Origin of the sequence: Deinococcus sp. AJ005 (genome assembly GCF_009017495.1) — a bacterium.
Lineage (GTDB): Bacteria > Deinococcota > Deinococci > Deinococcales > Deinococcaceae > Deinococcus.
In genome coordinates this window covers 2,147,432-2,160,279 of the sequence record NZ_CP044990.1, presented here as the reverse complement: position 1 = coordinate 2,160,279, position 12,848 = coordinate 2,147,432, and the positions used below count along the sequence as shown (strand labels likewise).

General features: G+C 64.4%; 15 protein-coding genes. 7 read left to right on the top strand and 8 right to left on the bottom strand.

Annotation, left to right across the window (positions count from 1 at the left end; all coding sequences use genetic code 11):
- Positions 1–44 precede the first annotated feature (44 nt).
- Entirely contained in the window at positions 45–317 is a 273-nt protein-coding gene (locus tag DAAJ005_RS12385) for an M-like protein (RefSeq protein ID WP_151847376.1), read from the top strand.
- A gap of 69 nt (positions 318–386) precedes the next feature.
- Here the strand turns inward: DAAJ005_RS12385 and DAAJ005_RS12380 are convergent, their stop codons facing one another.
- Positions 387–1,577: a lipid-A-disaccharide synthase-related protein gene (locus DAAJ005_RS12380; protein WP_370519710.1), complete on the bottom strand. Its 1,191-nt coding sequence runs from the start codon at positions 1,575–1,577 to the stop codon at positions 387–389.
- Positions 1,578–1,674: 97 nt separating this feature from the next.
- Here DAAJ005_RS12380 and DAAJ005_RS12375 point away from each other — a divergent pair, with 97 nt between their 5' ends.
- Entirely contained in the window at positions 1,675–2,094 is a 420-nt protein-coding gene (locus tag DAAJ005_RS12375) for a hypothetical protein (RefSeq protein WP_151847374.1), read from the top strand.
- 64 nt (positions 2,095–2,158) lie between these two features.
- Here DAAJ005_RS12375 and DAAJ005_RS12370 read toward each other — a convergent pair whose 3' ends face one another.
- The 3 genes from DAAJ005_RS12370 to DAAJ005_RS12360 all read right to left on the bottom strand — a co-directional run bounded on the left by DAAJ005_RS12370 (position 2,159) and on the right by DAAJ005_RS12360 (position 5,525).
- Positions 2,159–3,010 carry a carbohydrate ABC transporter permease gene (locus DAAJ005_RS12370; RefSeq protein WP_151847373.1) on the bottom strand — a complete coding sequence of 284 codons (852 nt, stop codon included), beginning with the start codon at positions 3,008–3,010 and terminating at the stop codon, positions 2,159–2,161.
- A gap of 13 nt (positions 3,011–3,023) precedes the next feature.
- The gene (locus tag DAAJ005_RS12365; RefSeq protein ID WP_151847372.1) at positions 3,024–3,974 is read right to left on the bottom strand and encodes a carbohydrate ABC transporter permease; all 951 of its coding nucleotides are present in this window, start codon (positions 3,972–3,974) and stop codon (positions 3,024–3,026) included.
- A 291-nt stretch (positions 3,975–4,265) separates the two neighbouring features.
- Positions 4,266–5,525 (bottom strand): ABC transporter substrate-binding protein, encoded by a 1,260-nt coding sequence (locus DAAJ005_RS12360; RefSeq protein WP_151847371.1) that lies wholly within the window; start codon positions 5,523–5,525, stop codon positions 4,266–4,268.
- Positions 5,526–5,929: 404 nt separating this feature from the next.
- Here DAAJ005_RS12360 and gatC point away from each other — a divergent pair, with 404 nt between their 5' ends.
- Both gatC and serS read left to right on the top strand, forming a co-directional pair.
- Positions 5,930–6,220: an Asp-tRNA(Asn)/Glu-tRNA(Gln) amidotransferase subunit GatC gene (gene gatC / locus DAAJ005_RS12355; protein ID WP_151847370.1), complete on the top strand. Its 291-nt coding sequence runs from the start codon at positions 5,930–5,932 to the stop codon at positions 6,218–6,220.
- Complete coding sequence (gene serS / locus DAAJ005_RS12350) at positions 6,221–7,498, top strand: serine--tRNA ligase (RefSeq protein ID WP_151847369.1); 1,278 nt, start codon at positions 6,221–6,223, stop codon at positions 7,496–7,498. It begins immediately after the preceding gene.
- Positions 7,499–7,567: 69 nt separating this feature from the next.
- Here serS and DAAJ005_RS12345 read toward each other — a convergent pair whose 3' ends face one another.
- Positions 7,568–8,050, bottom strand: coding sequence for a hypothetical protein (locus tag DAAJ005_RS12345; protein ID WP_151847368.1), 483 nt, complete (start codon positions 8,048–8,050; stop codon positions 7,568–7,570).
- Between the two features lie 151 nt (positions 8,051–8,201).
- Between DAAJ005_RS12345 and DAAJ005_RS12340 the strand changes: the two genes are divergently transcribed.
- From DAAJ005_RS12340 to DAAJ005_RS12330, 3 genes are all read left to right on the top strand, one after another.
- Positions 8,202–10,169 carry an endonuclease gene (locus DAAJ005_RS12340; protein ID WP_151847367.1) on the top strand — a complete coding sequence of 656 codons (1,968 nt, stop codon included), beginning with the start codon at positions 8,202–8,204 and terminating at the stop codon, positions 10,167–10,169.
- Positions 10,170–10,299: 130 nt separating this feature from the next.
- Positions 10,300–10,824 (top strand): DinB family protein, encoded by a 525-nt coding sequence (locus DAAJ005_RS12335; RefSeq protein ID WP_151847366.1) that lies wholly within the window; start codon positions 10,300–10,302, stop codon positions 10,822–10,824.
- Positions 10,821–11,273: a hypothetical protein gene (locus tag DAAJ005_RS12330; protein WP_151847365.1), complete on the top strand. Its 453-nt coding sequence runs from the start codon at positions 10,821–10,823 to the stop codon at positions 11,271–11,273. Before DAAJ005_RS12335 ends, DAAJ005_RS12330 begins: the two co-directional genes overlap by 4 nt.
- Positions 11,274–11,277: 4 nt before the next feature.
- On the opposite strand, the gene DAAJ005_RS12325 is transcribed toward DAAJ005_RS12330, so the two are convergent.
- From DAAJ005_RS12325 to DAAJ005_RS12315, 3 genes are read right to left on the bottom strand one after another with little or no spacing between them, the layout of a single operon-like run.
- Positions 11,278–11,781 carry a DUF2442 domain-containing protein gene (locus DAAJ005_RS12325; protein WP_151847364.1) on the bottom strand — a complete coding sequence of 168 codons (504 nt, stop codon included), beginning with the start codon at positions 11,779–11,781 and terminating at the stop codon, positions 11,278–11,280.
- Positions 11,782–11,792: 11 nt separating this feature from the next.
- A complete protein-coding gene (locus DAAJ005_RS12320; protein ID WP_151847363.1) occupies positions 11,793–12,038 on the bottom strand; it encodes a DUF4160 domain-containing protein in 246 nt (81 codons plus the stop codon).
- A 52-nt stretch (positions 12,039–12,090) separates the two neighbouring features.
- Positions 12,091–12,819 (bottom strand): NAD-dependent deacylase, encoded by a 729-nt coding sequence (locus tag DAAJ005_RS12315; RefSeq protein ID WP_151847362.1) that lies wholly within the window; start codon positions 12,817–12,819, stop codon positions 12,091–12,093.
- Positions 12,820–12,848 lie beyond the last annotated feature (29 nt).

Here is a 12,848-nt window from a genome sequence, read left to right as displayed (position 1 = left end):
AATGTCTCAGGTGCGTTCTCAGCCCGGCTTGGTAGCGTGGGGGCATGACCCAGAATGATGATCGCCCAGGCGGGAAGCTGCCCGGCAACACCGATACGGACGGCAAGCCTGAACCCACCAATGTGGAGTTGCAATTCATGGGCAAAACCGACGTGCGCGAGGAACTGGACGCCGAGGTCAAGGCCGAGAGCCACGAGGCCGGGGACTACAAGGAACGCGGCATGGACAAGCAGGACGTGGCCGTGGCACAGACCATGGACGGCAGCGATCCGCCCAGCACCAACATGGGCGACGCCGACGAGGACATCACGCCCTGACCTGACTTTCCAGAGCCTCTTCAGAAAGACACCCCGCCTCAGTGCCGGGTGTTTTTTCGTTCTGGGTGATCAGTGCTGTGCCAGCCGCTCGATCTCCGCTGCGATCACAGGCAAGGCCCCCGCCGGGCCGATGCGGGTCAATCCGTACAGCGCCGCCCGCGCCCGTTTGGAGCCGTTGCCAAGAGTTGACCTGACCTCTGCCGCAAGAATCACCGGGTCCGCCTTCACCACCCGCAGCGCAGCGCCCAGCAGACGCCCCTGCCGCCGCGCAAAGCCTTCGGTGTATTGCGGGCCGTTCGTGGCGAAGGCGATGACGGGCACCCCCAGACCGGCCAGTTGCTCGTTGGCGGTGCCAGACGTGCCGATGGCGATATCTGCCGCCCTCGCCACCGCGCCGAAAGCACCGCGTAGCAGGCGGATGCCCGCGTCACTGCCCACTGCCCGCGCCTCCGCGCCGTTCTTAATCTCTAGCGTCCAGCCGTCGGGTAACGTGACCGCTTCCCAGTCGTGCGGCCAGGCCACCAATGAAGTGACTTTCGGCAGCAGAGCAGCGGCCTCCAGCATTACGGGCAGACTTTCGCGGTAATCCTCCCGCGAACCGGGCAGCAGGGCCAGCACTGGACGGCCCGGTGGCAGATTCAGTTCACGCTCTGGCCTGTCCAGTACATCCATCGCGAAACTTCCGGCAAAGCGGGCCGGGACGCCGCGCCGCTGGTAGTAGCGCTGGGTGGCGGCGTCGCGCACGAACACCGCGTCTGCCCCGCATGCCAGCCGCAACTCATAAGGCATGGGCAGGTTGGCCCCCAGCGCGTTCAGTTCTCGCAAAGCCCCGCGCAGGCCCAGGCCATCCAGATACTGTGCGCTCAGCAGCGGCTGAACGTGAATCAACGGGAGTTTGTTCATTCTCGCCGCAACGGTTCCCACCATCAGTGCGTAGGCGTCGCCCACCACGACGACTGCGCCCGCACCTCTGGCCCCGCGCACGGCGTCGCTCCACTGCCCCAGCGAGTCACCGATCAATCCGGCCCTCAAATCTGCCTTCAGGTTGTTCAGACTGCCGAAGGGAAAGCCGCCGCTGGGCAGGTGCAGGACCCGGCCCACGCGGTTGGCCTCGGCGGCGGCATAAGCCCGGCCTTCTCCCACCAGTGGGGAATAACGAATCTCGCCCGGCAGCAGTCCGGCCAGCCGCGCCCCGATCAGGTCTTCCGCCGTGCCGTTGGAGATGAACAGGATGGGGGCGGGGTGGGGAGCGGCAATCACGCGCCGCAGCATACCTCCGATGATCAAATCCTAATATCGCCCGTCCGTGCTGGCGTGATAGGAATACGGCTGAGATGCCCCCCGCCAGTGACCTTCCATGAGCGAGTTCGACGAGCTTCAGGCCGCCATCCGCCGCCACGCCCATGAGCGTCAGGCCGAGGAGCGCGCCTGCGAGACGTTTCTCAATGCGCTGTACCACGCCCTGCGTGCTGCCAGCGGGCCGGGGTTGCCGCTGAACAACGTGACGCTGGACTTCACCGTGGACCCCGCCAACCGCCTGCGCCCTGTGCCCACCGGGGGTTTTCACGCCGCCTGGCTGCGCCTGGGCCTGTGCGAGGTGCTGGTGCGCGTGCGCCGGGTGGGCGGGGCCTTTCAGGGCGAATACGGCGACGGCGGCAGCTTCCGCCTGGAGGGTGCGGGCGAGGATGAGCTGATCACCCTGGCCCGGCAGATGCTGCGTGGCGTGGCGGATACGTATGCGGGTTCAGGCCAGAAGCGGGTCAGGCGGCTGAATTAAGGATGAGCTGAACAAAAAAACCGCCTCTCCAGCCGTCGGAGAGGCGGTTTGGTCAGAAAAGAGGTTAGCCTTTAACCGCTCCCGCCGTCAGGCCGGACACGATGTTGCGCTGGAAAATCAGCACCAGCGTGATCAGTGGAATCGTGACCACGATGCTGGCGGCCATGATCGGCCCCCACGGCTGGTCAAACTGCGACGCGCCGGAGTAGTTGGCGATCACCACGGGCACGGTGCGGTTGGTACTCATGAAGGTCAGCGCGAACAGGTACTCGTTCCAGGCGTTGATAAAGGCCAGCAGACCGGTGGTCACCAGCGCGGGCATCATCACCGGAAACAGCACCTTGAACAGCGTTTGCAGCGGCGACGCGCCGTCCACCAGCGCGGCTTCTTCCAGCTCGCCGGGAATGTCGCGCACAAAGGAAGTCAGTACCCAGACGGTGAACGGAATGGTGAAGATCAGGTACGAGACCATCAGGCCAATCGGGTTGTCGAACAGGTTGAAGCGCGTGATCAGCGTGAACAGGCCGCCCAGCACGGCGATCTGCGGAAACACGCTGACCGCCAGGATGATGTACATGATGAACTGCTTGCCCCGGAAGCGGAAACGCCCCAGCGCGTAGGCGGCAAATGAACCGAACAGCAGGCTGACGGCCACTGCGCCCACCGCGACGATGGTGCTGAACAGCAGCCCGCGCCGGAAGCTGGCGTTGGCGAAGACCTGGGTGTAGTTGTCCAGGGTGGTGGGCGCAAAGGCGAATTGCAGCGGCGGCAGGAACAGATCGGTGGCCCGCCGGAAACTGGTCAGCACGGCCCAGCCGAAGGGCAGCAGCAGATACAGGGTAATCACGATGACCAGCAGGTAGAACAGCGTCCGCTGAAGGTAGTACATACCGGGGTTGGTGCGTTTCAGGTACATGGACAGCCCTCCTTTAGTCGAACTTCACGCGGAAGGCGGTCACGTAGATGACCACAATCGCCATGATGATGATAAAAATCGCCACCGAGACGGCACTGCCAGTGCCCAGCAGTTGGTTGTCGATCAGTTGCTGGCGGGCGTAGCCGGTCATGCTGGTACTGGCGGCCACGTTCGCGCCCAGCATCACGTACATGATGTCGAACACGCGCAGGGCGTCCAGGCTGCGGAACACCAGGGCCACCAGCAGCGCGGGCCGCAGCAGCGGCAGCGTCATGCGCCAGAACTGGGTCCACTTGCTCGCGCCGTCCATGTCGGCGGCCTCGTACATGTCGCCCGGCAGGCTTTGCAGGCCGGCCAGAATCAGCAGCGCCATGAAGGAGGTGGTCTTCCACACGTCCACCGCGATCATCGCCCAGATGGCCGTGCCCGAATCGGCCAGCAGCGCCTGCCCGCCCAGCACCCCCTGTCCGATCAGGCCAAAAGAATCGTTGTACATATAGGCCCACATCTGCGCCGAGACCACCGTGGGAATCGCCCAGGGCACCAGCATGGCGGTGCGCAGGAACGAACGCCCCGCGAAGGCGCTGTTGACCACCAGCGCGATGATCATGCCGAACACGGTTTCCAACGCCACCGAGAACACGGTGAAGATCAGTGTGTTGCGAACGGCGGTCCACCACTGCGGGTCCTGCATGAAGCCCAGGCCGATGCCCTCGGCGGTGGTGAACCAGAAGTTCTGGAAGCCGATGAAGGTGGCCTGGTCCGGCGTGGTCAGGTTGGCCTCCTGCGCCGAGAAGAAGATCGTGCGATACAGCGGGAATCCGGCCACCAGCGCGATGGCGATTAATGTGGGCAGCAGCAGCCAGAATGCCTGCCAGGCGCGAGCGCCTTCAATGCCGCGCACCTTCTTTTTGCGCCCCATTGGTGGGGCAGTTGGAGGTTGGGTTGGGGCGTTGGTCGTCATGGTCTGGGGCCTCCTGGTTTGCGGATGGGCTTGTCAGTGGATGGGCCTGTCGGTAAACAGAAAAATCTGAGCTGAACCGAACAAAAGGATGCGCTGCCGAACAAGCACGTCGAACAAAAGGTGGTCTGATCTACTTTGGGGCTTCTGGATTACTGGCTCCATCCGGTTCTGGTTTAACGGCACCGGAGGCGCAAGAGTGACTGGATCAAGAGGCGGGGCCAAAAAGGGGGACGCCCCAGTGTTGCGGGCGTCCCCCAGTTCACCGGACGGTGAGGGGTGGAGTAGCCGCGCTTACCAGCCGCGTCCCTTGATGCGTGCCAGGTCCGTTTCCAGCTTCTTGACGGCGGCTGCGCCCTTGCTCTTGCCTGCCATCACGTCGCTGACTGCGCCCGCGAAGGCCTGCGAAACCTGGTTGTACTTCAGCTTGGTGGGGCCGGAGGGGCGGGCCACGGCGCTGGTGAACACGTCCAGCAGGCTGCCGAAGAAGGGGTTGGCCTTCAGGATGGCCTGGTCCTTGTACAGCGCGGGACGGGTGGGGTTGTAGGCTCCCTCGATGGCGCGGACCTTCTGCTCGTCTGCGCCGGTCAGGTAGCGCACCAGATCGATGGCGGCGGCCTGGTTCTTGGAGTACATGCTGACGCCCAGGTTCCAGCCGCCCAGCGTCGCCGCTGCGCCGTTGCCGCCGCTGGGCAGTGGGGCCACGCCGATCTTGCCCTTGACCTTGCTGTCGTCGCTCTGGCCCAGTGCCCAGGCGTAGGGCCAGTTGCGCATGAACGCCGCGTTGCCCGACTGGAAGATGCCGCGCGCTTCCTCTTCACCGTAGGTGGTCACGCCAGCGGGGCTGATGCTCTTGACCCAGCTTGCGGCGGTGTCCATCGCCTTGGCGGCGTTGGCGTTGTTGACCGTGATCTTGCCACTGTCATCCACGACGGTGCCGCCGCCGAAGGACACCAGCCATTCCAGCGCGTCGCAGGTCAGGCCCTCGTAGTTCTTGCCCTGGAAGACGAAGCCGGTAAAGGTGCTGCTGGTCTTCTTCTCGCCGTCCTGAATCTTCTTGGCCATGGTGGCCAGCTCGGCCCAGGTCTTGGGCGCGGCGTTGTAGCCGTACTTCTTCATCAGGTCCGTGCGGTAGTACAGCAGGCCCGCGTCGGTGAACCACGGCATAGCGACCAGTTTGCCGTCCACGGTGTCGGCGGCGATGATGCCCTTGAAGTGTGCGTTCACTTCTGCGGCGGGAATCTTGCTCTTCAGGTCCACGAAGTGCTGGGACAGCAGGCCGGGCCAGATGATGTCGAGCTGATACACGTCGATGGCGTCGCTCTTGGCGGCCAGTTGCTGCTGGTACAGGCCCAGGCGGTCGTTGGTCAGGTTGGGGCTTTCAAAGACCTTGACGGTGTTGCCGGTCTTCTTGGCCCAGCGCGCCGCGCCGTCCTTGCAGAGCTGGAGTTCCTGCCCCACGGTTCCGCAGGCCAGGGTGATCTGAACGGCCCCGGCCTGGCTGGAGGCGGCGATGGCGGCGGTCAGGCTGACAAGTGCAATAGCTTTCTTCATTTGTTCTCCTTGTGTGGATAGACCGGGCGGACCCCGACTGCGCTTCTTCATTTCGGAAGCGGTTCCACGGTTGCGTAGTTGTGATTCCGGCAGGCTACACCGCCTGCCCTGGAGTGTCAATGTGAGTTTTCTCAATTCCCCGAACTGGCGAATACCGATTGCGAGCCGTTCTTGTGCCCGTCGGCGCGTGTGGTGTGGGGGATAGTCCCGCCCAGCCCGAAAAGGCCTCGTGGCCAACAGTGGCCCTCACGGACTCAGGTTGTTCCCTATCAGTTCTACAGCCGCCTGGCAACTGGGCGGCGCTAGCTGCGGGCTGATCGGAAAACTGTAGGCCAGTCGGCGTACAGGCCATGCCGCCAGAATGCAGCAGCCACAGGCCGTGCCCAGAATCTATACTGCCCAGCATGATTGACGCCGCCCAGATGGACCACCTCGCCAGCCTCGCGCGGCTGGAACTGACCCCCGATGAACGGGCAACTATGACCCAGGACCTCGTGCGCGTGCTGGGCTACTTCGAGCAGTTAAGCGAGGTCAACACCGACGGCGTGGAGGAAATGCAGCGCCCGGTGAATCTGGTCAACGTGCTGCGAGACGACGTGCCCGGCGAGGCGTTCCCCGTCTCCGTGATCGCGGCGCTGGCACCCGAAATGCAGGACGGCTTGATTCGCGTTCCCCGCACCGTCGAGGCCGACTGAATGCTGGACCTCAAATTTATCCGCGAGAACGCCGGAGCCGTCAAGCACGCCATCAAGGTCAAGGGCACCAACCTCGATCTGGATGAGCTGCTGGCGCTGGACCATGAGCTGTTGGGCGTCAAGCAGCGCGTGGAGGCGATGCAGGCCGAGCGCAACGCCAACGCCAAGCTGGTCCCGAAGGCCACGCCCGACGAGCGCCCCGCCCTGATCGTCAAGGGCAAGGAGCTGGGCGAGGAAATCAAGGCGCTGGAACCCGCCCTGCGTGCCCACGAGGAACAGCTCAGGCAACTGCTGCTGCGCGTGCCGAATATTCCCCTGGACAGCGTGCCGGTGGGCAAGGACGACTCCGAGAACGTGGAACTGCGCCGTGAGGGCGTGCTGCCGGAGTTTGCTTTCAAACCGCTGGATCATGTGGAACTGCTGGACCTCCAGGGCTGGAGCGATCCCGAGCGCGTGGCGCAGGTCTCGGGCAGCCGCAGCTATCTGCTGAAAGGCGAGGCGGTGCTGCTGGAAATGGCCGTGCAGATGTTCGCGCTGGATTTCCTGTCCGCGCGCGGCTTCACGCCCCTCAGCACCAGCGCCCTGGTCCGCCCCGAGACCTTCGTGGGCAGCGGCCATTTCCCCGGCGGCGAGGATCAGGTCTACAAGATCGACGGCGACGAGTTGATGCTGGCCGGAACGTCCGAGGTGCCGGTCAACAGCCTGTACGCCGGGGAGCAGTTGCCTCTGGCGGCGCTGCCAATGACGTTTGCTGCCATCAGCGCGGCCTTCCGCAGCGAGGCGGGCAGTGCGGGGCGCGACGTGCGCGGGCTGATCCGCGTCCACGAGTTCCGCAAAGTCGAGCAATACGTGTTGTGCCGCGCCGATGAGGCCGAGGCGCTGGAGTGGTTCGGCAAGATTCTGCAGAATGCTGAGGACCTGCTGACCGCCCTGGAACTGCCGTACCGCGTCGTCCAGAACTGTACGGGCGACATGGGCGCGGGCAAGGTGCTGATGTACGACCTGGAAAGCTGGGTGCCCAGCGAGAATCTGTACCGTGAGACCCACAGTTGCAGCTATCTGGGCGACTGGCAGTCGCGGCGCACGAATCTGCGCTACCGCGACGAGGACGGCAAGCTGACCTTTGCGTACACGTTGAACAACACCGGAATCGCCACGCCGCGCATCCTGGTGCCGTTTCTGGAAAACCATCAGCAGGCAGACGGCACCATTCGTGTGCCGGAGGCGCTGCGGCCCTATCTGGGGGGGAAGGTTAGCCTCGGCAAGCCCGTTCGCTGAGGCCGCACTGGGCTGAAAAAGCCGGAAACTGACCACGCAGCTTCCGGCTTCAGCTCAACCACGTAAAATCTAGTGGGTCTTGAAGGTCACCACGGTCATGTTGCCCTTGGTGGCCGTCATCAGGTCCAGTTTGTACTTGCCCATCACGTAAGCCTCGCTGTACGTGCCGTCCTTCATCATGCCCATCGCCATGTCCATGTCTTCCTTCCAGCCCTCGGACTTGATGGCCTTGGAATAGTAGTTGAACAGCGCTTTGGCATTCTTGCTGGCAAAGGTCAGGGTGGCGCTGTTGCCCTTCATCATGTTGTAGGTGTATTTGCCCATGCCGGGGGCGGCCATGATCATCAGGTCATTGCTGTGGCCCATCATCATGTTCATGCCCTTTTCCTCGGTAAAGCGCAGCATCGGCGCACCGGTCATGGACATCGACAGACTGCCTTTGGACATCGAATCCTTGGACATGTTGTCCTTGTTCATATTGTCCATGCTCTGGGCAGAGGCCAGGGTCAGGGTGGTCAGCAGGGTCAGGGTCAGCAGGTTTTTGATGTTCATGGTGGTCTCCTTGAGGTGGGGACGGCACGGTCTGTGTCGCAGCTCTCAATGGGAATACGGGGGACAGCAGGCGAGGGTTCAATGTCGACTGTCAGTCAAGGTGAGCTGAAGGCCGCGCCCCCGCCTCACCCCTGTCCAGTACGCTGTGGCTATGGACATTCCGCCGCAGGTGCTGGAGGAAACGCACGCCCGCTATGTCAGCCGCGACGCCGATAGGGCAAGGACGCATGAACGCCTGATCGTGGGCGGCCCGCTGGCGGCCAATTCTGATGAAAGGATGGAAGCCCGGCTGACCCGCCTGGGCGTTCCGTATGCCGACGCCTGCGCTATTTCAGAGGGCCGCGAGAAGATGGCGGTGGTGGCCGAGCGCTGGCCGGGCAAGACCCGCATTCAGGCCGAGCGGGTGCTGGGCGCAAACGATCTGGTGGGCGTGGCGTATCTGGATCTGGCTCGCAGCGCCTCGCGGGCGGTGGGGCGCGTGGTCCTCAAAGACGCGCGGGGCCGCACCGTGGGCTTCGGTACCGGCTGGCTGTGCAGCCCGCACACCATCCTGACCAACCATCATGTGCTGGAGAACGCTGCCACCGCGAAACTTGCCGTGATCGAGTTCAATTATGAGTTGCTGCCGGGCGGCGAACTCGCCACGCCCGTCACGCTTCCGCTGGACCCGGACACACTTTTTCTGACCTCCGAGGGGCTGGATTACTCGCTGGTGGCGGTGCGCGGTGACACGGTTGCCTACGGCTGGCTGCCCATGATCGCCAGCGCCGACAAGACCGTGCTGGGCGAGGCCCTGAGCATCGTGCAGCACCCCGGCGGCGAGACCAAGCAGATTGCTCTGCGTGAAAACCGCCTGATCGACCTGTTGCCCGACTATCTGCACTACGAGACCGACACCGCCCCCGGCAGCAGCGGCAGCCCGGTCTTCAACGACGCCTGGGAGGTGGTGGCCCTGCACCACAGCGGCGTGCCGCGCACCGATGACCAGGGCCGCACCCTGCGCCGCGACGGTCAGCCATTGCAACCCGGCGATCCCGACAGCGCCATCGACTGGATCGCCAACGAAGGCGTGCGCGTCAGCCGCATCCTGAACGATCTGCGGACCCGTGCCGACGCGGCGGGCAATGCGCTGGTGGCCGAGGTCCTGAGTGCCAATCGCCCGCCCGTCATCGTCTCCGCGCCTGTCGCTCCCGGTGAGGGCGTGCTGGAAGCCGTCAGCACCCTCGATCTGGGGTCTATTACGGCGGGACCGGACGGCGTGGCAAGCTGGCCCGTCACGCTGAAGGTGCGGGTGAAGGGGGGAGAGGCCATGCCTGCCCCATCCGTGCCCAGGCCGCAACCTGAACCTCAGCCGGGCGCTTACCTCAACCCGCAGGATGGGGCGGATGCAGCGGCCTATTACGCTGGACTTCCCGAAAATGCCACGTCCCAGGACCGCTTTCTGGCGCTGTCACAACTGCTCACGCGCACGCACGCGCAGACGCCGCGCTACTCGCCCGCCACCGAACTGTATCCAGCTATAGACCTGTGGCCGGACGGCAAACTCCGCAGCCTGTACAGCGCCCGCGAACACACGCCGGAAGAGTTCATCGCCGCCGATCTGGTCTCGCAAACCCGCCGCACCGAACTGGCGGCCCGCGAGGGCATCTCGCTGGATACGCTGGAAGACGCCTTCCCGTACAACTGCGAACACGTCGTCCCGCAGAGCTGGTTTGCCAAGCGCGAGCCGATGCGTGGGGACCTGCATCACCTGTTTGCCTGCGAACCCGATTGCAATTCCTTTCGGGGCAACACGCCGTATTACGATTTCCCCGATTACGGTGAGGCATTGCGGAGCGACTGTGGCCGCCGCGATCCCGGCGAATTCGAGCCAGCCCACGGCAAGGGCGCGGCGGCGCGGGCTACCCTTTACTTTCTGCTGCGCTACCCCGGCGTGGTGCGCCAGTACAGCGCCCGGCACCTGGAAACGCTGCTGGCGTGGCACGCGGCGCAGCCCCCCGGCGACTGGGAAAAGCACCGCAATGCCCTGATCTTTGCCCGCCAGGGCAACCGCAATCCGCTGATCGATCACCCGGAGTGGGGGGCAGAGGTGGAGTTTTCAGAGGGGCTGGGGCGGTAGGGGAGGCGGGTCAAAGGGTCAAGAGTCGAAGGGTCTGAAGGCCTTACTCCCTCTCCACCTGCGGCGGAGGTGAGGGGCCACCGCGCATTCTCCACCGCAATCTGCCCCATTCACCCGCTAAACTGCCCGCATGACACAACCTCTGTTCGATCCCTCCGTGCTGCTGTTCGTGGGCCATACCCCCGAGGAAGTCCGTACCCGCCTGAGCGTGGAACTGGACCGTATGGAAGCCCACCTGCGGGGCCGTGAGGCCGACTGGACCACCACCCAAACGGGCCGCGAGTGGTCTCCAGCCCAGGACGCCGAACACATCATGAAGATCGACAACAGCATTGTCCCGATGATGCGCCTGCTGATGTCGGACAAGGAACTGCGCCCCATGCCGCAGGTGCCCGGCGAGATCATCGACGGCAAGCGGCAGTCCCCCGCAGCGCTGCTGCCCAGCGCAGAGGGGATGCCATTTGAAGCGCTGGACACCGCCTGGGCCGAACACCGCCAGAAATTAGAAGAGATGGCCGCCCATGTCACGGCGACGCCGGGGCGCACCTTCTGGCACCAGTTTTTTGGCGAGATCGACGCGCTGGACTGGCTGCGGATGATCGCCATGCACCTGCGCAACCACCGCAAGCTGCTTGAGGAGAGCGCGGCGGCATGACCGGAGGCCCGATGGAGACCCCGCCCGTCAAGACCGACAAGGGCAAGCGCGGGCACGAACTGGACATTCACGTCACCTTCGCCCACCCGCTGCCCGAGGCACAGGCATTGGCCGCGCTGCTGGTGCTGGACGGCTTCCGCGTGGAGTTGTACCGCCCGCATCCCGCGCCCACCCGCACCGCCAGCGAACCCGTGCCGGAGCCGGAGGTTAAGCCTGATATTCCGTCTGCCCGCCTGACCGGGCCTTTGCGTGACCCGGAGGCGGTGCGCGCGGGCCTCAGCGCCCTGCTGGGCAAGGACGCCCGCTACGTGGAAGTCGGCGTGCGCGGCTTTTTGCGGAGTACGACAGGCCAGACCGACTGGATGCCGTGGAAACTGAACAAGGTGTTGAAACGGGCCGAGGCTGGGAAGGTTGGGTTTGAAGAGGCTGTTCGATATGTGCTGGAGTAGCGTTCTATGACGCCCTCTTCTCTTTAGCCACAAACTCTACCCTTAACTCCATTCCCAATGCGTCGGCCAAGCGCGTCAGCGTTGCCAGTGAATGACCCTCGTAATAGGGGTCAATCAGGCGGCTCAGCGCTTGCTGACGCATTCCGGCACGCTGGGCGATCACGGCCTGTGCCTCCCCGCTGGCTTCCACCGCCTGTCGCAATTTCTGGCTGACTGGATTGGCCGTCTGCGGCGGCACAAAATCGCTCAGGGGAAACTCCGGAGGCGTATCCCCGTAAGTTTCAGGACGGAACGAATCGGCATCTAAATCCAGTTCGCCCGGCCAGCCCAGCGAGCGGCCCCGCGCTCCCACCGCGACCTGATTAAAGAAGACTGGGTCTTCCAGCGGTGCGAACACGCCGCCGCCAGACAGCAGAATGCTCACGTCTGCCGTGACAGCGGCTCCATCCGTGAAGGTCAGGTGCAGGGTGTGGGGTGCTTCGGCAACGACGGCAGCGAGTTTGTACATCGGTCCTCCCATTATTCCAGCGGGTCTATACGGCCCAGCGGCTCCTGCGCGCGGGCCAGTTCCCAGACCTGATGCATGGCGGCCCATTCCAGCACCAGCCGCAGCGCCCGCCGGGGCAGCCAGCCGTCATCCAGCGCCAGATCGTCGATCAGAACTGTGGCCTCGTCGTCGCCGTAAATGGCGTGGAAGTGCGGCGGCAGGTGATCGCGGTAATAGAACACGATTTTGATTCCATAGAAACTGCACACCTCCGGCATGGGCCGAGACTACTACAAAAATGATGTGATTCTGGATCATCCCAGCTAATTTCTATCCATCCATCAAAGTTGCCAACCCCCGCGAGGCCGTCTCGCGCAGGCTGAAGCTCAGCCTCGCGGTCAGCTCGGTTTCATCCGGGTTGATCTCGATCACCGTTCCGCCGCGTTCCAGCGTCTCGAAGGCCAGCCCCGCCGCCGGGTACACCACGCCACTGGTGCCGATGATCAGGGCCACGTCGGCAGCGGCGAAGGCGTCGGCGGCGGCCTCCAGCACCTGTTCGGGCAAGAATTCGCCAAACCAGACGATGTTGGGGCGCATCCGTCCGCCGCATCTGGAGCAGACCGGAGGCGGCATGAAGTCCGCCGGGGCGGGCAGGTCCTCCACCTGGGCGCAGACCTCGCAGCGGGCGGTGGTCAGGTTGCCGTGCAGTTCCACCAGCCTCTCGCTTCCGGCTCGGGTGTGCAGGCCGTCCACGTTCTGGGTGGCTAAGAAGTAGCCGTCGCCCTTCTCGCGTTCCAGCCGCGCCAGCAGCTCATGCCCGGCGTTGGGCGTAGCGGCCATCACGTCGCGGTAACGGCCCGCGTACCACTCCCACACCAGTTCTGGATCGCGGAAGTAAGCGTCCGGGCTGGCGAGGTCCTCGGGCTTAAACCGTGCCCAGTGGCCCGTCTGCGCGTCGCGGAAGGTGGGAATGCCGCTCTCGGCGCTGATGCCCGCGCCGGTCAGCACGGCCACGCGGCGGGCGTCACGCAGGGCCAGGCGGGTGTCGGACAGGTTCATGGGGCCAGTCTAGCGGGCTACCGCCCATG